A 24,520-nucleotide genomic window follows, 5' to 3' on the forward strand; every position below is an offset into this window, starting at 1 on the left:
GGCGTTTTCTGAGCGGACGGTGTTCCTACAGAGGTCGCTAAACAGGCTGCGCCTGAAGGCTTGGCGGAAACGTGGTGCGCTCGGCGATAGCGCTCCGGTAGTCGGCCACCCGACCGGGGATGGTGCTGAGCACCGCGATCGTCGAGCCGCCCTTCCCATATGCGGCGACGAACTGTCGGTCGCGGACATCTCCCTCAATGACTTCGACGCGGTCATAACCGGTCGGCACACCGACCAACTGGAGCTTCACGTCGTATTGGTCGGACCAGAAGTACGGCACCGCGTCATACTCCTCGGCTTCGCCCGGTCCGACCAGCAGGTTCCGCGCAGCCGTGACACCCTGACGAGAGGCCTGATCCCAATGCTCAATGCGCAAATGTTGCTGGTACAGGGGGTGCCACCAGCGTGCGACATCGCCCGCGGCGACGACCCCTATCGCGCCTTCCGCGGCGCCGGTCGCGTCGCACACCACACCGTTGTCCACCGTGATTCCGGCGCCCTGCAGCCAATCGGTGGCGGGCTCCACGCCCAGGCCGATCAGAACCAGATCGGCTTTCACCTTTGAACCGTCGCTTAGTCGAACGGCCTTCACCTGCCTACTCCCGGCGAAGCCGTCGACCTTGACTCCGATTCGTACGTCGACGCCGTGGTCGCGATGCAAATCGGTCCAGCAGTTTCCCATTTCCTGGCCCAGTGCGGTCTGCAGTAGGGCACCGGCCCTAGAAAGCAGAGTCACCTTGTGCCCCAACGAGCACAGGCTCGCGGCGACTTCCGTGCCGATGAACCCTCCGCCGATCACGACGACGCGGGTGTGTTTGCGGAGTTGTGAGCGGATGGCCAGGCAATCATCGACCGTGCGTAGCGACATGACACCGAATGGCACTGGGCCGCCGGGCCATTCGCGAGCGTGCGCACCGCTCGCTATGACGAGTCCGTCGAACTTCAGGGATCGGTGTTGGTTGCCGTCGCGGACCTCAACGGTGTGCGACGTCATGTCCAGCCCGACAGCACGAGCGCTGCGCAGCGTGCGTACATCGAGTTCGTTCTGCGGCGCCATGTCGATGCCCGCACGGTGCACCTCACCGGTGAGCAGCTTCTTGGACAGAGCCGGTCGGTGGTAGGGGGCGTGCCATTCGGCGCCAACCATTGTCAGCTCGCCGTCGTAGCCTTCGACTCTCAGCGTCTGCGCCGCCATGGCGCCCGCGACTCCGCCCCCGACGACGACAACGTGCTTGAGCTGATGACTCGACGGCATCTGTTCAGTCCTTCACCGTGATCGCCTGGGTCGGGCAGGACACTTCAGCGCCGACCAGCTTCTTGCGCAGCTCTTCCCCGGGCTGCTCCTGCAGCAGGTGAAGGCCGTCGTCCCGCAGGTCGAACACCTCGCGGCAGATACTCATGCACACGCCGTTGCCGTCACAGGTATCTAGATCAACCACAACCTCCATCGAAAACTCCTATCCGATCGACTGCCTCACCATCGACTCAGCTGTGGGCTGCCTGGGCCGCCTTCGACCGTTCGTGCGCTTCGGCGCGCTCACGCGCGTCTCGCGCCGCCGGCGAGTACGCGAGGTAGTCCAGGGCCATCTCGGTGTTCGCCTCCGGGCCGGGATGATGGCTCGGACGCATATACCGAAGGGGCACCGTCACCAGGAAGTTCCAGGGGCTGGGCAACAGGTCCTTGCGGGCCGCTCGCCACCAGTCCCGCCACCGCCACTTCGCATCGATCGATTCGTCGCTGGTCATCAGATAACGGGCTCCCGCGATCCACCAGCCGACGAACAACGGTGCAGTCATCAACATCGAAAACGCTCGGATCCAGTAGCTTCCGGACACGTTCTGGTAGACGTCGAACACCAGTGAGCGATGCTCGACCTCCTCGGCGCCATGCCAGCGAAGCAGGTCGAGCATGACCGGGTCGGCGCCCGCCCGTTCCAGCCCCTTGTTCTGCAGTACCCATTGGCCCAACACCGCCGTGAAATGTTCGAGGGAGGCCACATCGGCCAGGCGCCGATAAAGCCACCACCTCTTCAACGGCGGCGGGAAGAATCTTGGGGGATCGCCCAACGTGACCGACAAAGTGCGACCCAGGCGGTCGGTATAGGTAGTCGTGTCGATGCCTTGCTCGGCCAGCCGGTCCAACACCACCTGGTGCGCCCACGCATGCCAAGACTCCTGCTGAATGAATGGCTTGATGGCCGCCTCCAGCTCCGGATCGTCGACGAGTGACGATGCTTCGAGGACAGCTTTGATGAAGTGCCGCTCCCCCTCCGGCAAGAGCAGATGCAGAACATTGATCATGTGTGTCGTGAACGGGTCGCCGGGCACCCAGTGCCGCGGCAGGTTCGACCAGTCGAATCGAACTTGGCGGCGATACGCCGGGTGTCCGTCGTGATGCATCTCCACCTCGGGCATCGCTGATCCTTCCCGGCGTCTTATGCCTACGCTGTTGTGGGCCCTTGGTCGCATGCCTTGGTCGCATGAAACGCTTCGCCGGAACGTCGTAGCCGGGCGGCGCTAGTCACCAGTTGCCTGCCGCCATGGCTCGTCCTCGACGCACCCGCATGCATTGTCAGTAGACAGACTGGTTTGTCTTTAAACCGGCGCCTCGCCGACATTGACGATATTGGCGCCGGCCCGGCAGGGGGCCGGCTAACGGGGGCCGTTGCGCGGCCTTTCGTTCCCAAATCCGTTCACAAGCCTTTGTTGCCGCATGTCAAGCCTGCGGCGGCCACGGGCATCGCAGAATCCCGGGCCGTCCAATGAAATGACACCGATGCAGGGCGGGTACGCGAATGCTCAGCGCGTCTTGGGCTCGAGCTGGAATCGCCCAGAGCGGTGACGATGTGTTGCCCGATCTCGGCGCTCTGAACAGGTCACCACAATCGAGGAAGGATCATGGCTTGTCGATTGCATCCCGGTCGAGTCGTTCCCGCAGTCTTGTTAGTCGGTGTGCTTGCCGGTGCCCCCGCTGCCGTAGCGGGGCAACAGAACCTCGCGACCATGCGGCCTGCCGCACAAAGTGATTGCCCGAACGCGCCGACACACGGTATCTGGTCCACGAACTGTCTACCGAGCGTGGATGTTCCGCCGGAGCACGTCGACCCCCGCGGACCCAACCAGCTGCCGACGCTGGATGGAATTCCATGTTCGCCCGGCGAGTGCATCGGCCGCGCCCAGACTCTCCCCTGACAGCGCGAGGATGCGTCACGCCGGCAAGCCGACGTCACCCACCGGTACCTTCTCGTCGGCGCCGCCGCAGACCTGCGGCAGAGTACTTCAGTCCGGTCGTGTGGGTGCTCCTCAGCAGAACTGCAAGTCGACGTTCCACTGTCCGTAGGCCCGACCCACACTGGGGTCATCGTTGGCCGGGCCGACACGGGGGTTGGTGTAGTAGATCGCGAACGGCCCGCCCAGCCCTTCATTGGCGTCATTGACCACACCATTGCCCGATGCGCCGGGATAGAACGTCTCCCAGGTGATGGACCGCGGCTGCGGTGGGGAGGACGGCGTACATGCGGCTTGGACCTGTTCGTAGACGGCGTACACCGCCTCCTCGGCACTGGCCAGATCTCCGGTGTCGGCATGGGCCATGGGAGCGAGCAGGAGTCCGGCGGCGGTGAGAGCAAACAACGGGGCGGGGTGCTTCATGGCGCTGTCCTTCGTAGGAGTAGAAGCCCACTGCCTTTACGTCCGCGTTAATTATCACACGTGGGTGTCAATTGCAAGGCCTTTCAGCAGATGAAGATCACCGATGGTAACGCTGTGAAACTGCAGGCAATTTGCTTGAAGCTGCGGCCCCGCGCGAAGGCGCAGAGAAGCGTCGCCACTGCCATCGTGTTCGACACAGCGGCTCCTGCGAGCCGGCCAAAGAAGAGGCCGGCGGTCGGCGACACCTCCGCGGTCGTACGCTTGCAACAAGCGTGATCTCGATGCCGTCGACAGTGAGTTGCGGCTCTTGGCTACTGTCCGCCAGTTGATCCGCGAGAATGGCGTTCACCCATCGAGCCGCCAGATCGACCAACTTCTCGATGAACGTGCGGTCATATTCTGCGGGCTAGGGCCTTGGCATTCGCTGGAGTGCGCTAAGTCGCCACAATCTTGTTGGGCTCGTAAGTAAAATCCGCCAAGTGGGGAGACGACGGGGGTTCTTTGCGGAGTTACAGCATCAGCAGCGACTGGCTGAACAGCGGCAACGAAGGCAACACGCGGCCGCGGTGAGGTCCTACAACCATGCCGTCGAAGAGCAGATTCGTGCGCAGATCGCGTACGACCAAGCGGTGTTCGAAGCGGAGATGGCGGCTGACCGTCAACGGTGGGCAGCTGAGCAAGCCGCGAGGGACGCCAAGATCCGTGCGGCGCGAGCGGACGCTGAGGCGCGTACCGCACAAGCCATCGATGCCTTTGAACAGATCGACTCGCTTCTAGCAGCCACCCTCGACGTCGACGACTACGTTGATGTCGACTCGCTGAAGCAGACGGCTGTCCATCCTCCCTTTCCGCGAGAAGAGCTGAAACAACCATCAGCACAGCCTGCGTTGGAAGCCCCGCCGCCGGAACCGCAGTTCGTGGCCCCGCCAGCCCCCACCGGTCTGTCGAAGATGTTCAAAGGTGGGAAGTACTCAGACGAGTACGCCCAGGCGCATGCCGCCTGGACAGAGAAGCAACAGCAGTGGGCGCATTACGTCAAACACGAACTGCCAGCCAAGCATGCGAAGCTCCTTGAGGAGCATGCGGCAGCAGAAGAGGAACGCGCAAGACAACTCGCCGAAGCTTTGGCCGATTACAAGGCTGAGTGTGCAGAGCGAGAACGCGCGGCAGCCGAAGCCAACGAGCGGCTTGAAGTCTTCAAGACGGCTCTCGCAGCTGGCGATCCCGAGGCCATCAACGAGTACATCGGAATCGTCTTGAGCAACTCTGCGTACCCGGAGGCATTCGAGCCTGGCTATGAATGGGAGTTCCATGCCGACCTGCGCGAGCTGGAGATCGTTGTGATCATCCCAGCGCCGTCGGACGTGCCGAACATCAAGGCGTACAAGTACATCGAGAAGACCGGCGAGATCCGCGAAACGCCCTGTACTCAAAAGGAACAGCGCGACAGGTACAACGGCGCCATGGCCGCAATAGCCATCCGAACGTTCCACGAGATATTCGAAAGCGACCGAGCGGGCCGTATTCAAACTATCTCTCTAACCGTTCAAACCGAAACATTAAATCCAGCAACAGGTTTGAACGAAGCATTTCCACTCATTGCTGCGGCTGCCGACCGCGAAGAATTCTCTGGATTCGACTTGCGAAATGTAGACCCGGCCCAGACGCTAGCTCACATGCGAGCTCAGGTGTCTAAGAACGCGTTTGCGTTGAAGCCAATCAGCACTGCTCGCGGAGTTCGTTGATATGCAGCCCGACAACGCAAGCGGCGCAGTCGCAGACATTCCGCTCGAAGACCTCCGCGAACGCTACGAAGATGCGCTGGCTGAGATCGATCTCTTGAAGCGCGATATCGAGGCGCTGCATGACATTGGCATCTACAACTATCGGCATCCGCTCGAAAACGCTGTCGCCTACCAAGATGGGCTGGATTCGATCAGGGCGGACATCAAGAAGTTCATTGCCGAAGGACGGGCGATCGAGGCGTCCACGCGCTTCACATTCGACAACTCTTTGGCCAAAGGCCGCAAGATGACCGCAGAACTCGCAAAGCTCATGCTGCGTGCCTATAACGCCGAGGCCGAAAACTGCGTACGCTACGTGAAAGCCGGCAATCTGCCGTCCGCTGAGAAACGCCTGACCGGAGCCGCAACTTCCATCGCGCGTTACGCATCGATGATGGAAATGCACATCAATCCCGAGTATCACGCCCTACGGCTCCGCGAACTTGAATTGACCGCTGATTATCAGATGAAGGTCCAAGAAGAGCGCGAGGCAGCTCGCGAGGAGCGAGCACGGCTTCGCGAGGAACAGCAGGCCGAACGAGAACTCCGCGCCGAACGCGAACGCCTCGAAAAGGAACGCGCCCACTATGCGAACGTCCTCGCAGCGTTGTCAGACAGCAGCGCCGACCAAGACCGCCGAGAAATCGAAGGCAAGATCGCCGAGATCGACGGGCGGATTGCCGAAAACGACTACCGCACTGCGAATATCCGCGCCGGATACGTGTATGTAATCAGCAATGTGGGATCCTTCGGCCCCAACATTGTCAAGATCGGACTGACGAGGCGGCTTGAGCCGATGGATCGAGTTCGCGAACTAGGTGACGCCTCAGTGCCTTTCGGGTTCGACGTGCACGCCCTGTTCTTCTCAGACAACGCGGTCAGCGTGGAAGCAGAACTGCACCGCCGCTTCGCCCACGCGCGGGTCAACAGGGTGAACCTCCGTCGCGAGTACTTCTACGCCACACCGGCCGAAGTCAAAGCGGCCTTAGTCGAAGTGGCCGGCAACCTCCTCGAATTCACAGAAGCTGCCGAGGCTGAGCAGTATCACGCTAGTGAGTTGGTTCGTGCTGGTGAACGGGGAGCCGAGGGAATCTCGGCCGACAGGATTGACACGGCGATACAGCAAGCTGTCTTAGGCGAATAGCACAGGTGTCGTAGAAGCGTGGTTCTTGAAGAACTCAGTACCCAGGCGGTCCTAGCCCTTGGTTCGAAAATCGCCGGGCCAGACACCAAAGATAAGCTGCTCAAAGCAGCACGCTCACATTCCCAGGCCCCAAAGCTGAAGTGGCAACACCGATTCCGTTTGGCGAAATTGGTTAGCTCCTCTGATGCTGTTGACGCCATGCTGGACGATTCCGGACCGGGCGCGGCCACCTTGTCGGCAATGATCGCTGGAGAAGTCTTCAAGGAGCAAGAAACGGTTAGGTCGACCGTTCTCGCGGCGATTCTCATTGATGTGTTGCCAGAATGCTTGCCGACCGCGGAAGCAAGGACACTCGCGGCATACAGGCTTCGCGTCATCGGTCAGAAGATCGACGGGGTGAGTCAGCAAGTCGGAGAGGTAGCCGACGACGTACGCGAAGTAGGCGGCGGCGTAACGCAGGCCAACCAGACACTCACAGAACTCCGTGATCTAGTCATTGGCCGGGAAAAAGGGGGGCAGCCTGACCCAGACGTGCTGATCAACGGGCCCCTCAGTGCCCTCGGCCTCGAGGAGGAGTACACCGCAATTCGTGCTCTCGAAGCTACTGACCCACGGGCGGCCGCTGCGCGATTGACCCATGTCATATCGCGGGTCGAGACCGCTGGACACGCGAACCAGACGGGGCCCTTCAAGAAACAACGGGCTGAACTACTGTCCAGGGCGGGCGATCCAGGTGCCGCCGATGCGTGGCTGGTGGTGGTAGATGAACGTCTAGCAACAGGCGGCATTCCGGCCCTCCACGAACCATTACAGGCTTGGCGATCGCTGGTGGTCCAGGGAGATTCGCCTAGCTGGCTAGAGGCACGTATAGCAAGCGTTACAACACTCGAAAATTGGCTTCTAGGCGACATTGACGCCACTAATTTCATAGAGCAGGCAGTCAAGGCTGATGACGCCGGCGATCCGGCCGCCATCAAGTGGCTAGTCCACGCCGCGGAAGCATGCCTCACGGACCAGTGCGAGTCTTCGATAGTCGGTGTTCGAGATCGATTAGTCACTGCGGCTGATCGATCCGACGATGCTGCCCTATCGGTTCGCCTCCTTCTCGCCGTAGCAGAGGCGACAGCGGACGAGGATCTATGGAGACGACTTCTTTCTGCCGCTAGTCCCACTGGCGGACGGTACGAAGCAGACGTGTCCGCGCTGATCCACGCGCGACGCGCGCGGAGTCTCTTTTGGTCTGGGCGACTGGCCGATGCACTCACTGAGTATCACAACGCCTACGAGAACGCCGCTCGCGCTCTCAATTGGGAGGATGCTGCAGAGTGGGCTAAAGCGGCGGTGCACGTCATGAACGCCGGCGACACAATCGTGTTAGACGAACTGCAAGCGTTGAGAGATCGCGAATCAGCGTTCCGCGCGGCAGGCGTCGGAAGCATGTTCCCGCTCTCTCTCGCCAACTTGCATCTTTCGGCGTTGGCGCACCTCACCGAATCCCAGGCCAATCAACGAGTCCGCGCGGCGCGGAGCAGCTTGCGTCGGTATCAAAATCACAGTCTGTTAAGTGGCGCGATAACCCACGAGATCGATGCACACGCTCTAACTGGACGATTCTGGGTGCAGCTTGGCGATGCTGATTCAGCGGTCGGGCACTTCATCATCGCTGGCGATTTGACTCAAGCCGCTTCTGCTGCTGCAGAACTCACCGTCTTCCACGACTGCTATGAGTACCTCAGTTCCGGACTGCATCGTCAGCGTGCCGTGGCTCTTCGTGTCGCCGCCGAGGAAGCCGACCTAATCCCCGATGATCAGGTCGCGCGGTGGGCTGCGATCGCACTGACCGAGGCCCGCAAGAAAGAGTCGACACTTTTCGGACCCGATACGTATGTCAACTCGTATAAGCTTATAGAGGGTCTAGCTTCTCGATTCCCCGTGGAGCTAGTCGACGAACTTCTCGCCGAAATTCGCCAAATTCTTCCGAGACCCAAACATATGTATACGACCGTGGACGACCAAGTAGCTCAAATTTTGATTAACCTTGGCGGATCCGGCGTCGGTTCCAGAGAAGTGGTCGCCAACTGCATCGCGATAGCGTTCGAAGAAGCTGACGATATCGCTGTAGACATCGTGTCGTACGCAAGGTCACTGTCAAATGTTCTGCGTCCAGTCCGGGATCGACTGCTTGCTCTCGTAGGCGACGCTACGCCTGCTCCTGGGCAGATCATGCAGTTGATGAACGCCACGATGGCGCTCGTTGAGATCGACGACAGATCGCCTGCCCTACTATCGTCAGCAGATGGCTTTCTGAGCCGGGCACTGAACCGTCCGCCGGCATATTCAAAGGGGTCTATGGCCAGGATCGCGTGGGTTGAAGAGCCCGCGATTATTGCCAAGTGCCTGCCCATCAACCGGCGTATCGAGCTTGCAAACGAGTACGTGCGGAGAGCCTTAGACACAAAAGACATGGAGGCCAATCGCGCTAGCTACGCGGTAGCGTTCGTAAACCTTGGCCCGCATCTTTCGAATGAGTTGCGAGACAGCATTTTCGACCAGCTTTTGCCACTCGCCGGTGAGCCCGCGCAACCCACGAACTTTGTTGATGCAATGCAGCAACGGTTTCGCAACCCTCTCGGCCGGTTGAGGGTCAGTGGGGATACAGGCAGGCTTCGGCGCCACGCACTCAAGGCTCTCGCCGTTCTCGCGACAGATGTCAGCCGTCAGCAAACCGTTTGGCGTACCGCACAGAAGTTGATCGTTTCAGGGCAACGCACCGACTCAGTGGCCGTGGCCTCGGTCGGCTACGAGCTTAGCAAAAGAGGGTTCGCCCCCGAACTTCCTTGGGAATCCATGGCTTACAGCGCGGATCGAGAGATGAGACAACTCGCTGCGGCGCTCATCCCCTTCTTGCCTACGGTCGACGACGAAGGCGTAAGCAATCTAGCTGCAGACGCAGACGCACACGTGCGATGGGAACTTGCGATTGCGTTGAAGAAGCTGACAGAACGTGACGATTTGGAAAGACACGAACGAGAGCGCATCGATGGATCGATTTCTCGACTGCGCGATGACCCAAGTTACCGAGTTCGCTCCGAGTTGCCACGTTGATATGCGCGAGCGCGTTCGGCCGTGGTGCATGTCGCAGCGGCGTATCGGCCTAGCGGGCCGCGCAACTTCTTATTCGTCAGGGTAAGAGTGGTGTTCCGCACCGTCGACAACCCTCTATGTCGCAGAATAGTGCCCGTGAGCGCCGACGTGCCCCGTGTGTTTATGTCCTATTCGCACGACGGCGAGGAGCATGAGGACTGGATTCTGAAGCTCGCCACCAGACTACGTGGCAACGGGGTTGACGTGTGTCTCGACCGATGGGATGTCACTCTGGGCGGCAACCTTTCGCTCTTTATGGAGCGTGCTGCCAGTGAGGATTACCGCGTAGTCGCCGTGGTGTCCGAAACCTACAGCCGCAAGTGCGACGACCGCAGCGGTGGTGCAGGAGTAGAGGCGCAGATGCTTTCGTCCAGGTTGTACGAACAGTTGGATTCCAATGCGGTCATCCCCATCATCAGAAACAACCCCGACGCTGCGCTGCCAGCGTTCCTCAGTGGTCGGCTCTATGAAGACTTTCGGGATTCCAGCGTTGAGGAGTCCGCGTACTTGCGGCTTCTCCGCGACATCCACGGTGTGGCCGTCGACGCTGTACCGCCACTGGGGCCCAATCCATTCGAAGGACGCACAGCCGTGGAGGCAGACCTGGCTATCAGGAACGCGCCTGGCCGTTGGCACAGCCCAGCGTCTCACGGCGATGTCGAATTCGTGTATTCACAGAACAGCGGCAAATGCAGGATCGGCAGTGGGACAGCGGAGTTCACACTGATGCTCCAGTCGTGGCCGAACGGTATACGCGCCTACAACGATCCAATTGCGAACGTCGCAGTCATCAATAGAGTGCGGGAGCGCACAGAGTTGTTGACGGATGTGTCCCAGTTCGACACGAGTAGCCGCGTAGCTCACGTCCAGATCGGCGACGCCCTTGTGCTGCATAACCGCCAAGGGTTCTGGGCGCTGGTATACGTCGACAAGGTGTACGCCCGTCAGGGCGACCTGAACCACGAATCAGTGATCGAGTTCCGATACGCGATACAACCCAACCGCACACCGGACCTGAGCGGATTCACTTTTCCCGAGTGAAGCCGTCCAGCGCAATCACCCGATCGTCCGGATGGACCTCGAACCAGTGGAACGCTGATCGCGGCGCAGTGGCATCCCTGGCAAGCTGCGCCCGCGAAGCTGGCGGCCCTCCAACGTGACAGGGTCGCCGGCCTCGAGCGCAGCGAGCAGCGCAGGGGAATGAGTGCCGGTCTCAACGACGGTGCGCGGCCGACTCGAGTGGGCGTTGAGTTGCGGGAGCGTTCGCGGGTCGATCTCGGCGCATTCCTTGCGCTCACGCTCAAACAGCGCCGCGTACAGGCCCGCCACAACAAGGCCGCGACCGCGGCCCCACCCATCACGCCGTGCCCTGACCATTCCTCCTGCCCCTCCATCGGTTCGGGCTGCCTGACTCGCCTTCTGCGTCGTGCGTGACGGCGGCGCCGGCAAATTCGTCTTGACCTGCTTCAACAACTGTGTGATGTGGGCCTGCAACAGTCGAAGCTCGCCCGAGAGCCTGATGCGCAACTTGGGGTCATCGGTGTCGGCGTACTGCTGCGACAGGTCGACCTTGCGGTCGACCGCGCACGCGATCATCTCTAGCACTGCCCGCTCCGCTGCTGTCCAGTCGCCTTGACCGTCGGCTGGCGGTAGTTCGCCGCGTTCGACCGCGTTCTCCACTGCTTCGCTGTTGAGTTCGGCCAGTAGTGCAACCGCTTCAGCCGAGTGCCCGCCGCCGCCGGCGCCGACAACGATCTTCGGCCCCGTTGTCGTCGAGCGTCGCCGCCGCGGCGCGGAAACTGTTTCACCGGAGCCGCTCCGCGCCCGGTGCGCCCGAAGCCGACACGCGGGCGAGCAGTAGGACGCATTTGACCGACCGATGAACTTGTTGCCGCAGTTCAGGCAGGACTTCTTGGCGGCCACTCACACCACCTCCGACGCCTGGTTTTCGCACCACCCGCGCACCTGGGCCGTTGAAACCGTTTCACGAACTCTGGCGCTATACGTACCGAGGTCGAAGATCACAGGGTGGTGCGGCACCCGGCAGCCCCCCGGTGGGGGGCTCCCGCCCCTAACCTTCGGTGTCGCCGAGGTGGCGGCGCGAGTAGCGGCGCTTGATGCCGAGCTTGCGCTGTACGGCTGCCGGATCTTTTGTGCGCCGGCCAGCGCCGCGGAGCTTGTGCGGCTTGCACATTGCACAGCCTCGCCATGATCGCGAAGGGTGGTGGTTAGGCACGTCGGCCTCCTGGCCGGTACTCCGCGCAAAGGCGAAGGGGTCGACTCTAGTACTAGATGGTCACCAATGTGGCCAGGGTGCCTATAACCTGAATCCCGATGCCGAGGCTGATATAGACGGGCCCGCGGATCTTCCTCCATCCGGTCGGCATGTCGAACTCGTAAAGCAGCCTTCCAGGGCCGATCTCCCATGTGCGGAAGTGCGCTGTACGGCAGATCCCGAACACCTGGAGGCCGGCACTCAGCAGGGTGTAGGCCACGATGAAGAGCGTGTTGTTCGTCATGGTTGCCGATTAGATCGAACGGGGGTGCAGCGTTCCCGTTTGCGCAGTTCATGGTTATGTCAGGGCTCCGATGAGTTCGTCGGTGTCGTGGGATCCGAATGTCGCCTGGATGTGCTCTGCGCTGCGCTTGTCGAGCGGTCGTCGCCGGCTGCGGATCGATGAGATGGCGGCGTTGTATCGCAGTGTGGCGTCGTCCGGTTGTGGTGTCGGCTCGGCGAGCAGTTCAGTGAACCAGTCGGGTCCGCGGGGTGGTGCTGCCGCAGCGGCGACGGCGCGGCAGTGCGCTTCTGAGATGCCGGCGTGTACTGGCACGTCGTGGTGCTGGCTGAAGCGGTGGGCGTGTGGCTCGAGGTTGGCGGGCAGGAATATCGCGAGGATGCGGTAGCGGCGGCTGCGATGGGCACTTGTTCCCCGACGATCTAGACGCGGTTGCGGACGCTTTCGACGCGACCGCGAAATCCACTGCGCACCAACTGCGGACTGGCGCCCGTTTACGCGTCGCAGGGTCAGAGCAAAATGGCGTCTGACCATGGTGGCAGGTGCAGGATTCGAACCTGCGTAGGCGTAAGCCGACGGATTTACAGTCCGCTCCCATTGGCCGCTCGGGCAACCTGCCTGGGTGCTGCACCGCGGGGTGACCCGGTTTGGTGCGACTTGCAGGGTACAACGAGGATGGGCCCAAGACGAAAACGGCACCAGACCATCAGCAGACCATCAAGGAGGAACGGATCCAATGGCGGATTCATCGTTCGACGTCGTGAGCAAGGTCGACCGCCAGGAGGTGGACAACGCGCTGAACCAGGCCGCCAAGGAGCTGGCCACCCGCTACGACTTCCGCGGCACCGACACGTCCATCGAGTGGCAGGGTGAGGAGACGGTCGTCATCACCAGCTCCACCGAGGAGCGCGTGAAGGCGGCCGTCGACGTGTTCAAGGAGAAGCTCGTCCGCCGCGACATCTCGATGAAGGCGTTCGACGCCGGCGATCCGCAGGCGTCGGGCAAGACCTACAAGGTGAGCGGCCAAATCAAGCAGGGCATCACCAGCGAGCAGGCGAAGAAGATCACCAAGCTGATCCGCGACGAGGGCCCCAAGGGCGTCAAGGCGCAGATCCAGGGCGACGAGATCCGCGTCAGCTCGAAGAAGCGCGACGATCTGCAGGCCGTCATCCAGCTGCTCAAGGGCGCGGACCTCGACGTCGCGCTGCAGTTCGTCAACTACCGCTGAACCGGGCGGCTTCGATCAATCTGATCGAAACTCTAGGGCGCGCCAGATGATGGCGCATTGCCGATAACCGCGCGCGTTTGCCCAGGTACGCGCCGCAACCTAACTGGCGCATTCCCTCGATTATCGCCGAGCCCTGATCGAGCGCGCACGCTCCGATCTTGATTTCCCTTTACCGTACGGCCATCGAAGGTCAACGGCGGTGAAGGGACAGGGCGATGGCGGCAGTGCCGACTCTTCGCGCTACAGGAACGCCGAGAACCGCCGGCGTTAGCCGACCGCCGCGCGGCTACTTCTTCGCGTTTCTCGCGGGCCTGAGTCTGCTCGGCGTCGTCGCGCTGTGGGCGCTGCTGGCCCGGTTGCAGATCTTCTCCCCCTCGCTACTTCCGTCTCCCGGCGACGTCGTCGCGGCCACCCGGGAGATGTACGCCCAGGGCACGCTGATCGCCGACGCAGCGGCCAGCTTCCGCCGCGCTCTCAGCGGGTTCCTGCTGGGCTCGACGCTGGCCATCGTCGCGGGCAGCCTGACCGGCCGCAGCCGCGTCGCGCGCGTGCTGCTCGAACCGACCATTCAAGTGGTCCGACCGATCCCGGCGATAGCGCTGGTCCCGCTGGCGATCCTGTGGTTCGGCATCGGTGAGGAATCCAAGCTCTTCCTCACCACACTCGGCGTGTTCTTTCCGGTCTGGGTGAACACCCATGCGGGCATCTCCTCCACCCGCGACGACTACCTGCGCGTCGCGGCCTGCCTCGGGGCACCGCGCCGTCAGGTCTTCACCTATGTCGTGCTGCCCGCCGCGCTGCCGTTCATCCTCACCGGACTGCGGCAAGGCATCGCGATGTCGTTGATCCTGATCGTCGCCTCCGAGCAGGCCGGGGTGACCGAGGGGCTCGGGTTCCGCCTCGACCAATCCCGCTTGTTCAGCCAACCGGACCGACTGTTCGCGTGCCTGATCGCGCTGGGCGTCGTCGGCGCACTGGCCGACCAACTGTTCCACCGCGGAACTCGTCGGTTCGTCCGATGGGCACGGGAACAGTCGTGACCGCGGCGGGCATCGAAATAACCGGATTGGCCGTCGAATACGCAGCCGGCAACCGGGTTCTCGGCGATCTCGACCTGACCATCGAACCCGGCGCCTTCCTCGCGGTGCTGGGCCCGTCCGGTTGCGGCAAGTCGACCCTGCTCAACTGCCTGGCGGGTTTCGTGACACCGACCGCCGGGCAGGTCTCTTTCAACGGCGCCCTGGTGACCGGTCCCGGCCGCGAACGCGGTGTCGTCTTCCAACGCGACGTGCTGTATCCGTGGACATCCGTCGCAGGAAACGTCGCGTTCGCCCTACGCGCCGCGAAAGTGCCTCGGGTGCAACGCCATCAGCGGATCATGGCGCTGCTCGACGCGGTGGGCTTGGCCCGAGACGTCGCCGACAAGCTCCCGCACGAATTGTCCGGCGGAATGCGTCAGCGAGTCGGCATCGCCCGGGCACTCGCCAACAGCCCACAGGTTCTGCTGATGGATGAGCCCTTCGGCGCGCTCGACGCGCTGACCCGCTCACAGATGCAGGACCTGATCATCGACCTCTGGGAGCAGACGGGAACCACCATCGTCTTCGTCACCCATGACGTCGATGAAGCCCTCCGCATCGCCTCGTCGATTGTCGTGATGACTTCCGACGGCGCGATCGCCGACCACCTCGTCAATCCTCTACCCCGACCGCGGCCGGCCAGCCGCGTCGCCGAATTCGCCGACTACGCACCGCTTCGCAGACAGCTGTACGACCTTCTGCGACCCGAGCCCAGCCCGATCGTCTAGCCGCTTACGGAGATACCGATGAAATTGCGACGCCTCCCCGCCGCGATGGCAGCCACCGCGCTTGCCGTAGCCGCGGCACTCACCGGCTGCAGCAGCGCCGAATCCGCCGACGCCGCCGACACTTTGACCGTCGGCTGGGTCGTCGATCCCTGCTGGTCGCAGGTCCCGGTCGCCGAGAAGCTCGGCTACTTCGCCGACTCCGGGGTCAGTATCAAGCTGGTGCCCTTCCCCACCGGCGCTGCCGCCCTCGAAGCGCTCGCAGGCGGTGCGGTCGACGTCGCGAACGGCGGCGACGTGCCGACATCGGCCGCCGCACTGAAGAATCCCGACCTCCGAATCATCGCCGACGGATCACGCTGGGCCGAAGGGCGTTTCGTGGCACGACGATCGGCGGGCATCACATCGATCGACGATCTGTCCGGACGCGCGATCGCGGTTCCGCTGGGCAGCAGCGCGCACTACTTCGCGACGAAGTTCCTCACCGAAGCCGACGTCGAGGCACAGTTGATACAGACCGGCCCCGCCGAAATCCCGACCGCGATAGGCAACGGCAGTGTCGACGCCGTCGCGGTGTTCCAGCCGGCGCTCGCCAAGTCCATCGCTGCGCTCGGCAACGACGCCGTCGAGTTGCAGGGCCGCGACAAGTACAGTCAGCACAGCCTTTACCTGACCGATGCCGAGACGCTGTCCACTCACCAAGGCGCACTGACCCGTTCCTGTCCGCGGTGAAGAAGGCCGACGCCCCGCTGACCAACCGTGAGCCCGCCGCACTGGCCGCGGTGGCCGAGGCGACCGGACTCGATGAGCAACTCGTCGAAGCCGTTGCCGGTGAGTTCCAGTTCCACACAGCGCTCGGCCCCGAACTGGCGGGCGATCTCGCTGATCGTGCGCGCTGGGCGCAGAGCATCGGCCGGGTACCAGCCGACGCCAGAATTCCCGACTACGACGCGCTCATCGTGCGTGCTCCCCTGGACGGCGACACCCGGTGAGCGACATCAGGCTGATCGGATTGGGCGGAACCATATCGATGCGCGAGACCGATTCCGGCGCAGTCCCTTTCCGCGGCGCAACTGCCCTGGCCAACCGGATCGACGGATTCGGCGGCGCGGAGGACCTGGCGTTGGTCGGCGGTTCCGAGGTCGACTTCGGGTTGATGGAACGGCTGGCGCTCCGGATCGGGACGCTGGTGGCCGAGGGAGTCGGCGGCGTTGTCGTGACAACCGGTACGGACTCGATCGAGGAGGTGTCGGCGTGGCTGGCCTATCGCGAATCCTGGCCGGTCCCGGTGGTCGTCACCGGGTCGATGATCGCCGGTGAGCGGCCCGACAGCGACGGCGTGGCGAACCTGGCCGATGCGCTGGCTGTCGCCTCCTCGGGAGCCGAGATCGACCCGGTGGTGGTGTTCGCCGGACGCATCTTCGCCGCAAGGGAGGTGCTCAAGGTTTCGGGGATCGCCCGCGACGCGTTCGATGCGCCTGGGCGTGGCGCGACCGGAGTGGTCGGCGGCGGGCACGTCGACTGGTTCCGCACGCCCCGTCGACAGCCGGCGCACGGCGCGCCGACCGGGGCGATCGAACCGGTGCCGCTGGTGATCACCGGTCTGGGCGACGACGGGGCAGTGCTCACGTTCGCCGGATCCGGGCGGGCCGCTGTCGTCGTCGCCGCGAACGGAGCCGGGAATCTTCCGCCCGGTGCGGCCGCGGCTGCGCGGCAACTGATCCAGAACGGAACGCTGGTGGTGATCACGACGCGGGCACCCGACGCGCGCGTTGCACCGCGGTACGGATATCCGGGCGGGGTCGCCACGCTGGCGGCCGGTGGCGCCATCCTCGCTTCCGGTCTGACGCCGCATCGGGCCCGGGTGCTCGTCACACTCGGGCTGTCCCAGGGCCGTGATCGCGACGGGCTCGAGGAGCTGATCGTAAGCGAAACGGCGTGACCCTCACCGCTGCGCCGGTCGACCGGACGGAGCTCGTGGAGCTGACGAGAACGTTGGTCGCCGCAGGCCAACCGTGGTGCGAGAACAGCCTCGACGGACCCGCTCGCCCACCGGAAGAGGTGCGCATCGCCGAGCCCGTGGCAGCGCTGCTGCGCGGGTGGGGTTTCACTGTTCGGTTGGCCGGGCGTCATCCGACTCGACAGAATGTCCTGGCGACCAAGCAGTTCGGGCCGGGTCCGACGCTGATGCTCAACGACCACCTCGACACCTACCCGTCGGGGCCGCCGAGCCGGTGGACAGTTTGCACCGAGAACCCCTACCGGGCAACGGAACTCGGGGGCCGCATCTATGCACGCGGCACCTCCGACACCCGCGCGAATCTCGCGACCCTCCTGACCGTCGCACGCCGAATCGTCGCCGCTCCCCCGCAGGCCGGGACGCTGTCGGTCGTGCTGACTGTGGACGAGGAAAGAAACGGCGTCGAGGGTGCCTGCTACCTGCTCGAGGAGCACGGCTTGCGGCCCGACGCGTCGATCACCGTGGAGCCGACTGCGTGGGCCTTGGGCGGGCGCGGCGGTATCGCGCTCGCGACGGCTCAGACCGGACATGCATTGTTCGACATCTCGGCGCGCGGCCGGTCCAGTCACATCTGGCGACCGGACACCGGGGTGAACCCGGCTCAGTTCCTGGCCGAGGCGATCACCGAGATCCGCCAGCGCCCGGTCGGCGACTGGCCGATCTCGGTGGTGGGTCTGTCGGCGGGCGAGGCGGGGATGGCCCAGTTCACCCCACTGGAGGCCCGTGCGAGGGTGGCTGCTGTCAACATCGGCCCAGGTGTTTCCGCGGGTGAACTGCTGCTCGCGTTCCAGCAGCGCGTCTGTCGGCTCGCGCCTGCGGGGATCGACACCGAGGTGACGTATGTGCCCGGCCCGACGTTCGTCGCCGGCACGGTCGAGATGGCGGCCGACGATCCACTCGTCGCAACGATCGACGAGGCATACCGCGAGGTCACCGGCGAAGCGGTGCGTCACTACACAAAGCCGGCGTTCAACGACACCATCCGGTTCCGGCACGCCGGGATACCGGCGGTGACATTCGGACCCGGTGAAGACGGCTGGGCGGTGTACGACGAGAGCATCTCCATCGACACGATGGTCATGGCGACGCTGGTGCTCGAACGGGCGGTCCGCAGCTATCTGACCGGACGATGACGGCGCACTTGATCAACTGCCAGTGAAAGGGCAACCGCCGGACCTACCCTGATCGGCATGGCACCTGCGAAGCGTGATCCCAAAGTCGTCGTTCTCGGTGGAGGCTCCTGGGGCACCACCGTGGCGTCCATCTGCGCGCGCCGCGGGCCGACGCTGCAGTGGGTGCGTTCCGCGGAGACCGCCGAGGACATCAACGACAACCACCGCAACTCGAAGTATCTCGGCAACGAGGTGGAGCTACCGCAGGACCTGAAAGCAACGACGGACTTCACCGAGGCGGCGACGGCCGCCGACGTCATCGTCATGGGCGTGCCGTCGCACGGCTTTCGCGGCGTACTCACCGAACTGGCCAAGGAGTTGCGGCCGTGGGTGCCGGTGGTCTCGCTGGTGAAGGGTCTGGAGCAGGGCACCAACCACCGGATGAGCCAGATCGTCGCCGAGGTGCTGCCGGGACATCCGGCCGGGATCCTGGCCGGGCCGAACATCGCGCGCGAGGTGGCCGAGGGGTACGCCGCCGCCGCGGTGCTCGCCATGCCCGACCCGCAACTCGCCGCGAATCTGGCGAACCTGTTCCGCACCAAGCGGTTTCGTACCTACACCACCGACGACGTGGTCGGCGTCGAGATGGCCGGGGCGTTGAAGAACGTCTACGCGATCGCGGTCGGCATGGGCTACTCGCTCGGCATCGGCGAGAACACCCGGGCAATGGTGATGGCCCGCGCGGTCCGCGAGATGTCCAAGCTCGGCGAGGCGACGGGCGGGCATCGCGACACGTTCGCCGGCCTGGCCGGCATGGGCGACCTGATCGTCACGTGCACCAGCCAGCGAAGCCGCAACCGCCACGTCGGCGAACAATTGGGCGCCGGCAAGCCGATCGACGAGATCATCTCATCGATGAACCAGGTCGCCGAGGGCGTCAAGGCTGCGAGCGTGATCATGGAATTCGCTGACCAGTACGGGATTTCGATGCCCATAGCGCGCGAGGTCGACGCCGTGGTCAACCACGGCGCCAGCGTCGAAGACGCCTACCGCGGCCTGATGGTCGAGAAACCCGGTCACGAGGTGCACGGCGCCGGTTTCTAGAGCCCTAGTTGAAGAACGGGTTGGTGCCCTCGGGCCGATCCAGCAGCGGATCCTTGCCGCCGTTGATGATGTGGCTGCCCGCGGGCGTCAACACGAACCCCGACTGATTGCGGCTGTCCGAGCACGTCGTCACGCCGCCTTCGCTGCCGCAGCTGACGGTCTGATAGCTGATCCGCGAGCCGGCGGGAAGCGTCTTGACCTCACCGACACTCGCGAATACGTCGGCCGTCGTCGCGGAAAACTGCGGCGCGCCCGGGCCACCGCTGACGAAGTTCGCACCGTTCGGTGCGCCCGGAATCGCGCCACTGCAGCCGTAGCCGCCGTTGCGCTGCAGCACGCATGTCAGCCCGTCCGGTGTCCTGAACGCATACCAGCGGCCGTCCATCACCGCGTACTCGGACAGCTTCACCGGCGCCAGCGCGTTGACGTTCGGCGGTGGTGGCGCCGGCGATGGTTCCGGTGGCTGCGCCGCGGCGATACCCGGCACACCGATTATGGCCGCCGCCGCGGACCCCGCGACACCGATCAGCACCCTGTTCAGCACGGTCCACACCCTAAGGGGTCCGACCGGGACTCGCAGCATACGGATCACATCGGCGCCCGAGGCGCAGGCGTTACCCGCCTCGATCGACACGAGCCGAAACCCCCCATCTGCGGGATGGCGTCAGCCGCGCCTTCGACCGACGCTGAATACCTGGCGAGGCTCACCCAGGAGGGGTCATGGCAACCGAGGACACCGTGCTGGTGGTCGGCAGCGGTCCGGCTGGGTTGTCGTGCGCCGCCGAACTGATTGCGCGCGGGGTGGACGCAACCGTCGTCGAACGCGGCACGCAGATCGGCGCCGCCTGGGCACACCGTTACGACGCACTGCGGTTCAACACCTGTCGCCGTAACTCGGCCCTGCCCGGCGCGCCTTTCCCACATAATTTCGGGCAGTTTCCGACCCGCGACCAGTACGTCGACTACCTGCAGACGTATGCCGCGTGCAGGGAGGTTCGCGTCCGGTTGGGCGTCGAGGTGAACCGGCTCGACCCGGCTCCCGACGGCGGTTGGGACGTCGTCACCAACCGAGGCGTCCAACGGGTCCGCCAGGTCGTGGTTGCGACCGGCATCTTCAACCGGCCCGCGCTTCCCGACTGGGCCGAGGGCCACGACTTCACCGGCCGTGTGGTGCACGCCGCGCAGTATCGCAACGCCAGCGCGTTCGCGGGCCAACGTGTGCTGGTCGCCGGCGCGGGCTCCACCGGGCTCGAGATCGCCTACGAGCTGAGCCGCTCGGGTTGTCCGGAGGTGTCGCTGGCGGTCCGCACCCCGCCGAACATCCTCCTGCGCGAGGTCGGTGGCTTGCCCGCCGACCTGCCGCTGCCGCTGTTTCTGCGGCTGCCCACCGGGCTCGTCGACAAGATGCTTCAGGCCATGCAGCGCCGCGTGATCGGTGATCTGAGCGGCTTCGGGCTCACCGCGCCTCGGGAGGGCCCTATCGCCGGGCTCAAACGCCGCGGCGCCGGCACGGCGATCGTCGACCGCGAAGTGATCGACGCGATCCGGGACCGCTCACTGCGTGTGGTGCCGGCCGTCGACCGGCTGGAACACCGCGCGGTGGTGCTCGTCGACGGCACCACGGTGCAGGTGGACAGCGTCATCGCGGCCACCGGATACAGGACCGGGCTGGACGCCATGGTGGGTCATCTCGACGTCCTCGACCAGCGCGGCATGCCGCGCGACGGATACGGCGGAGAGGTCTTGCCGGGATTGCGCTTCGTCGGCTACGTGTACCGGCCGGGTCTGACGAAGTTCGTCGGCGGGCTGGCCCGAAGGGTGGCCGACGACATCGCGCGGCAGTTGTCGGCTTCGAAGCCGCTAACGCCGGACGACGAGGTCCTGCGACAGTAGCGCGGCGAGCCCCGGGCGGCTGTTCACGCCGAGCTTGGCGAAGATCGCCTTGATGTGGCCCCGTAACGTCTCGGACGTGATCCACAGCGCAGCAGCGATGTCCCTGGTTGACATGCCGGTCAACAACAGTTGGGTGATCTCCTTTTCGCGACGGGTCAGTTGGTGAAGGTGAACGAGCAGAGGCGCGATGTCGGAGCGACGAGCCTGCTCCAAAACCACTGCAGTACGCCCTGTTCCGGAACCGTCGGGATCGAGACGGATTCCCCGCACCACCAGCCAGTCGCCGCTACGGCTCCTGGTGCGCGCCATCGCGGGCTCGCCGGCACCGTGCTCGGCGAGAACGCGCGCTTGGTGGGCCACCTCGTGCAGCACTATCGCGGTCTCCAGCCGTTCGTCGTCGACGGGGCCGAGCCATTCGGTGACCTGAGGAGTCGTCGACTCGACGGTGCCGTCATCGGCGAGTATCAGCAGTGCAGCCGGGCCGGGGGCGGTGGGGCCGGGTTGGCCCGCCAGCTGTAAGCAGGCGCGAATCCCGTTGCCCACGTGCGGGCATAGCCTGGCCATGACCGCGACCTCGTCGTCGGTGAAGAACGGATCGGTGGCGCGACGGGACAGGCAGAAATGTCCCCACGTCGCCGCACCGGAGCTGAACACGCCGCGCATTTCGTCGCCGTATCCGTTCGGCCGGTACACCTTCGACCAGCGTGCGCTGCGGCTGAGGTCTCCGTCGGTGGCCGCGCTCAGCGATGCCGCAGGCACCTCGCGGCGGGCGAGGTCGACGAACTTGTTGACGTCGTCTGTGGTGAGCTCACATTCGATCAACGCGAGATTTTGTGCGCGCGTGACATTTTCGGCGTGCACACCGGTGAGCAGCAGCGTGTCGGGGTCGGTGAGCAGCCACCCCGCGGCCTCATAAGCGATGGCGTTTCGCACCTCCGTGGCAACCGCCGCGAGAAGCTCGATGGGGTCCTGCGCACGCGCACAGATGCGGGTGACTCGTTCTTCCAGCCGGCCCAGCCGGCTCCCAGGCATCGCCCACCACCCTTCCGTACGTTCGACGCGACCCGTCCTTCTGTTCTACTCCGATCGTGCGATTGGGTGCGCAAATGATCGCTCAGCGACTGGTAGCGCGCCGAAATCACTCAGTAGTAGTGGCCCGGGCCGCGGCCCGCCATCGCCTCCAGTCGCGCGATCCGGTCCGGCATCGGCGGGTGCGTGGAGAACAGCTTGCCGATCTTCTCGCCCGCGCGGAACGGGTTGGCGATCATCAGGTGTGCCTGATCGGCCAGCTTGGGGTCCGGCGGTAGCGGCGCCTGCTCGACGCCGGCACTGATCTTGCGCAGCGCGCTGGCCAACGCGAGCGGATCGCCCGTCAACTCCGCACCCGACTGGTCGGCCTGGTACTCGCGCGACCGCGACACGGCCAGCCGGATCACCGTCGCCGCGATCGGGCCCAACAGCGAAACCAGCAGAATCGCAAAGGGATTCGCGCCGCCTTCACGGTTGCCGCCGAACAGGGTCGCGAAGTACGCGATGTTGGCCAGCGCGGTGATCACGGCGGCCATCGCACCGGCCACGCTCGAGATCAGGATGTCGCGGTTGTAAACGTGCGACAGTTCGTGGCCGAGCACCGCGCGTAGTTCCCGTTCGTTGAGGATCTGCAGGATGCCCGTCGTGCAGCACACCGCGGCGTTGCGCGGGTTGCGGCCCGTCGCGAACGCATTCGGTGCGGCGGTGTCACTGATGTACAGCCGCGGCATCGGCTGGCGCGCGGTGGTCGCCAACTCGCGCACGATGCGGTACATCACCGGGGCCTGCATCTCGGTGACCGGCTGGGCGTGCATCGCGCGCAGCGAGAGCTTGTCGCTGTTGAAGTACATGTAGGCGTTCATGCCGACGGCGAACAGCACCGCCAGGCCGATGAGCGCCGTGTTGCGGAACAGCGCCGCGATGAACACGATCAGCGCCGAGAACCCCACCAGCAGAGCGAACGTCTTGGCGGTGTTCGCGTGCGGATGCCAGGTCATCGCTTCCTCCTTCAGACCAAGAACTCCGCTGAGTCAACGCTTAGCCGGGCTCCGCAAGTTCCGCCGGTTCAGCCGTGCCGGTTCACGGTGTAGTCGACCAGCATCGCCAGGGCGTGGCGACCGGGCCCCTCGGGCAGGTTGGCGAGCTCCTCGCGGGCCTGCACCGCGTACTGCGCGACGGTCTGCTTGGCCTTCACCATCCCGGGCGAGGCACGCAACAGCCGCAGCGCCTCGGCGACGTCGTGGTCGTCCTGCACCGGCCCGGCCAGCAGTTCCCGCAACCGGTCGCCGTCGGGGCCCGTTTCGCGTAGCGCATAGAGCACGGGGAGGGTGTGCACGCCCTCGCGCAGGTCGGTGCCGGGCACCTTGCCGGATTCGTCGGGATCGCTGTCGATGTCGATTATGTCGTCGGAGATCTGGAACGCCGTGCCGACGATGCCGCCGAGGCGGCTCAACCGCTCGATCTGCTCCTCGCCGGCGCCGGAGAACGTCGCACCGAACCGGCCGGACGCCGCGATCAGGCATGCGGTCTTCTCGTAGACCACTTTGAGGTAGTGCTCGACGGAGTCGACGTGCTCAGCGGCGCCGCGGGTCTCGCGCATCTGGCCGGTCACCAACTGGGCGAAGGTGTCGGCGATGATGCGCACCGCCTCGGGCCCGAGCCGGCTGACGAGACGCGACGCCGTGGCGAACAGATAGTCGCCAGCCAGGATCGCGATGTTGTTGCCCCAGCGGGCGTTGGCGCTGTCGGCGCCGCGACGGACCTCCGCCTCGTCCATCACGTCGTCGTGGTACAGCGTCGCCAGGTGCACCAGCTCTATGACCGCGCCGGCGACGGTGACCTGCCACGCGTCGGGCTCGGGGCCCAGCTGCGCCGACAGCACCGTGAACAGCGGACGGAACCGCTTGCCACCCGCCTGGAACAGGTGCTGGACCGCGTCGGCCATCAGCTCGTCGGCTTTGCCCAGCTCAGTGGCCATCAAGTCCTCGATGCGGGCCACGCCGTCCCGGACATCCTGCGCAAAAGCGGGATCCCCGAAGTCGACCCCCGCCACCACGGTCGCTGGTGTCCTCACACTGCCAACATACTGGG

At 64.5% G+C, this 24,520-nt stretch carries 24 protein-coding genes and 1 tRNA gene; 13 read left to right on the forward strand and 12 right to left on the reverse strand.

Features of this window, described 5'->3' with window-relative positions:
- Window positions 1-37: 37 nt before the first annotated feature.
- The 4 genes from G6N18_RS12715 to G6N18_RS12730 form a co-directional block, all read right to left on the reverse strand.
- Window positions 38-1,255, reverse strand: a complete 1,218-nt coding sequence (locus G6N18_RS12715; protein WP_083003088.1) for an NAD(P)/FAD-dependent oxidoreductase — start codon at window positions 1,253-1,255, stop codon at window positions 38-40.
- Window positions 1,256-1,259: 4 nt separating this feature from the next.
- On the reverse strand, window positions 1,260-1,448 hold the full coding sequence (locus G6N18_RS12720; protein ID WP_083003085.1) for a ferredoxin: 189 nt from the start codon (window positions 1,446-1,448) through the stop codon (window positions 1,260-1,262).
- Window positions 1,449-1,485: 37 nt separating this feature from the next.
- Window positions 1,486-2,415 (reverse strand): metal-dependent hydrolase, encoded by a 930-nt coding sequence (locus tag G6N18_RS12725; RefSeq protein WP_083003083.1) that lies wholly within the window; start codon window positions 2,413-2,415, stop codon window positions 1,486-1,488.
- Window positions 2,416-3,303: 888 nt separating this feature from the next.
- Window positions 3,304-3,651: a hypothetical protein gene (locus G6N18_RS12730; RefSeq protein WP_083003081.1), complete on the reverse strand. Its 348-nt coding sequence runs from the start codon at window positions 3,649-3,651 to the stop codon at window positions 3,304-3,306.
- 566 nt (window positions 3,652-4,217) lie between these two features.
- Between G6N18_RS12730 and G6N18_RS12735 the strand changes: the two genes are divergently transcribed.
- The 4 genes from G6N18_RS12735 (at window position 4,218) to G6N18_RS12750 (ending at window position 10,764) form a co-directional block, all read left to right on the forward strand.
- Window positions 4,218-5,396, forward strand: a complete 1,179-nt coding sequence (locus G6N18_RS12735) for a hypothetical protein (protein WP_133052465.1) — start codon at window positions 4,218-4,220, stop codon at window positions 5,394-5,396.
- A 1-nt stretch (window position 5,397) separates the two neighbouring features.
- A complete protein-coding gene (locus G6N18_RS12740) occupies window positions 5,398-6,579 on the forward strand; it encodes an SNIPE associated domain-containing protein (RefSeq protein WP_083003060.1) in 1,182 nt (393 codons plus the stop codon).
- An 18-nt stretch (window positions 6,580-6,597) separates the two neighbouring features.
- On the forward strand, window positions 6,598-9,684 hold the full coding sequence (locus tag G6N18_RS12745) for an ATP-binding protein (RefSeq protein WP_133052464.1): 3,087 nt from the start codon (window positions 6,598-6,600) through the stop codon (window positions 9,682-9,684).
- Window positions 9,685-9,819: 135 nt separating this feature from the next.
- Entirely contained in the window at window positions 9,820-10,764 is a 945-nt protein-coding gene (locus G6N18_RS12750; RefSeq protein WP_083003054.1) for a toll/interleukin-1 receptor domain-containing protein, read from the forward strand.
- Between the two features lie 15 nt (window positions 10,765-10,779).
- Here G6N18_RS12750 and G6N18_RS12755 read toward each other — a convergent pair whose 3' ends face one another.
- The 4 genes from G6N18_RS12755 to G6N18_RS12770 form a co-directional block, all read right to left on the reverse strand.
- Complete coding sequence (locus tag G6N18_RS12755; protein WP_083003050.1) at window positions 10,780-11,646, reverse strand: hypothetical protein; 867 nt, start codon at window positions 11,644-11,646, stop codon at window positions 10,780-10,782.
- A gap of 365 nt (window positions 11,647-12,011) precedes the next feature.
- A complete protein-coding gene (locus G6N18_RS12760) occupies window positions 12,012-12,242 on the reverse strand; it encodes a hypothetical protein (RefSeq protein WP_083003046.1) in 231 nt (76 codons plus the stop codon).
- A gap of 54 nt (window positions 12,243-12,296) precedes the next feature.
- On the reverse strand, window positions 12,297-12,554 hold the full coding sequence (locus G6N18_RS12765; RefSeq protein ID WP_083003043.1) for a hypothetical protein: 258 nt from the start codon (window positions 12,552-12,554) through the stop codon (window positions 12,297-12,299).
- Window positions 12,555-12,772: 218 nt separating this feature from the next.
- Window positions 12,773-12,858 (reverse strand) — tRNA-Tyr (locus G6N18_RS12770).
- Window positions 12,859-12,975: 117 nt separating this feature from the next.
- On the opposite strand from G6N18_RS12770, the gene G6N18_RS12775 reads away from it, so the two are divergent.
- The 8 genes from G6N18_RS12775 to G6N18_RS12810 all read left to right on the forward strand — a co-directional run bounded on the left by G6N18_RS12775 (window position 12,976) and on the right by G6N18_RS12810 (window position 19,507).
- On the forward strand, window positions 12,976-13,467 hold the full coding sequence (locus G6N18_RS12775) for a YajQ family cyclic di-GMP-binding protein (RefSeq protein ID WP_083003039.1): 492 nt from the start codon (window positions 12,976-12,978) through the stop codon (window positions 13,465-13,467).
- A gap of 215 nt (window positions 13,468-13,682) precedes the next feature.
- Window positions 13,683-14,507, forward strand: a complete 825-nt coding sequence (locus G6N18_RS12780; protein ID WP_083003036.1) for an ABC transporter permease — start codon at window positions 13,683-13,685, stop codon at window positions 14,505-14,507.
- Window positions 14,486-15,274 (forward strand): ABC transporter ATP-binding protein, encoded by a 789-nt coding sequence (locus tag G6N18_RS12785; RefSeq protein WP_109749483.1) that lies wholly within the window; start codon window positions 14,486-14,488, stop codon window positions 15,272-15,274. The genes G6N18_RS12780 and G6N18_RS12785 overlap by 22 nt, the downstream gene beginning before the upstream one ends.
- Window positions 15,275-15,292: 18 nt before the next feature.
- On the forward strand, window positions 15,293-16,003 hold the full coding sequence (locus G6N18_RS12790; protein WP_083003029.1) for an ABC transporter substrate-binding protein: 711 nt from the start codon (window positions 15,293-15,295) through the stop codon (window positions 16,001-16,003).
- Window positions 16,000-16,263 (forward strand): hypothetical protein, encoded by a 264-nt coding sequence (locus G6N18_RS12795; RefSeq protein WP_083003026.1) that lies wholly within the window; start codon window positions 16,000-16,002, stop codon window positions 16,261-16,263. Before G6N18_RS12790 ends, G6N18_RS12795 begins: the two co-directional genes overlap by 4 nt.
- On the forward strand, window positions 16,260-17,213 hold the full coding sequence (locus G6N18_RS12800) for an asparaginase (RefSeq protein ID WP_083003023.1): 954 nt from the start codon (window positions 16,260-16,262) through the stop codon (window positions 17,211-17,213). The genes G6N18_RS12795 and G6N18_RS12800 overlap by 4 nt, the downstream gene beginning before the upstream one ends.
- Window positions 17,210-18,424 carry a M20 family metallopeptidase gene (locus G6N18_RS12805; RefSeq protein ID WP_083003019.1) on the forward strand — a complete coding sequence of 405 codons (1,215 nt, stop codon included), beginning with the start codon at window positions 17,210-17,212 and terminating at the stop codon, window positions 18,422-18,424. The genes G6N18_RS12800 and G6N18_RS12805 overlap by 4 nt, the downstream gene beginning before the upstream one ends.
- A gap of 57 nt (window positions 18,425-18,481) precedes the next feature.
- On the forward strand, window positions 18,482-19,507 hold the full coding sequence (locus G6N18_RS12810; protein WP_067224211.1) for an NAD(P)H-dependent glycerol-3-phosphate dehydrogenase: 1,026 nt from the start codon (window positions 18,482-18,484) through the stop codon (window positions 19,505-19,507).
- A 4-nt stretch (window positions 19,508-19,511) separates the two neighbouring features.
- Here the strand turns inward: G6N18_RS12810 and G6N18_RS12815 are convergent, their stop codons facing one another.
- The gene (locus G6N18_RS12815) at window positions 19,512-20,090 is read right to left on the reverse strand and encodes a hypothetical protein (RefSeq protein ID WP_083003231.1); all 579 of its coding nucleotides are present in this window, start codon (window positions 20,088-20,090) and stop codon (window positions 19,512-19,514) included.
- 137 nt (window positions 20,091-20,227) lie between these two features.
- On the opposite strand from G6N18_RS12815, the gene G6N18_RS12820 reads away from it, so the two are divergent.
- Complete coding sequence (locus tag G6N18_RS12820) at window positions 20,228-21,400, forward strand: flavin-containing monooxygenase (protein WP_083003016.1); 1,173 nt, start codon at window positions 20,228-20,230, stop codon at window positions 21,398-21,400.
- Here G6N18_RS12820 and G6N18_RS12825 read toward each other — a convergent pair.
- From G6N18_RS12825 to grcC1, 3 genes are all read right to left on the reverse strand, one after another.
- The gene (locus G6N18_RS12825) at window positions 21,368-22,432 is read right to left on the reverse strand and encodes a response regulator transcription factor (protein WP_083003012.1); all 1,065 of its coding nucleotides are present in this window, start codon (window positions 22,430-22,432) and stop codon (window positions 21,368-21,370) included. The two genes, G6N18_RS12820 and G6N18_RS12825, sit on opposite strands and share 33 nt — an antisense overlap.
- 110 nt (window positions 22,433-22,542) lie before the next feature.
- Complete coding sequence (gene htpX / locus G6N18_RS12830) at window positions 22,543-23,427, reverse strand: zinc metalloprotease HtpX (RefSeq protein ID WP_067224204.1); 885 nt, start codon at window positions 23,425-23,427, stop codon at window positions 22,543-22,545.
- 68 nt (window positions 23,428-23,495) lie between these two features.
- Entirely contained in the window at window positions 23,496-24,503 is a 1,008-nt protein-coding gene (gene grcC1 / locus G6N18_RS12835; RefSeq protein ID WP_179962304.1) for a nonaprenyl/(2E,6E)-farnesyl/geranylgeranyl diphosphat synthase, read from the reverse strand.
- Window positions 24,504-24,520: the final 17 nt, after the last annotated feature.

The sequence above is a fragment of the Mycolicibacterium celeriflavum genome (genome assembly GCF_010731795.1).
Taxonomy (GTDB): domain Bacteria; phylum Actinomycetota; class Actinomycetes; order Mycobacteriales; family Mycobacteriaceae; genus Mycobacterium; species Mycobacterium celeriflavum.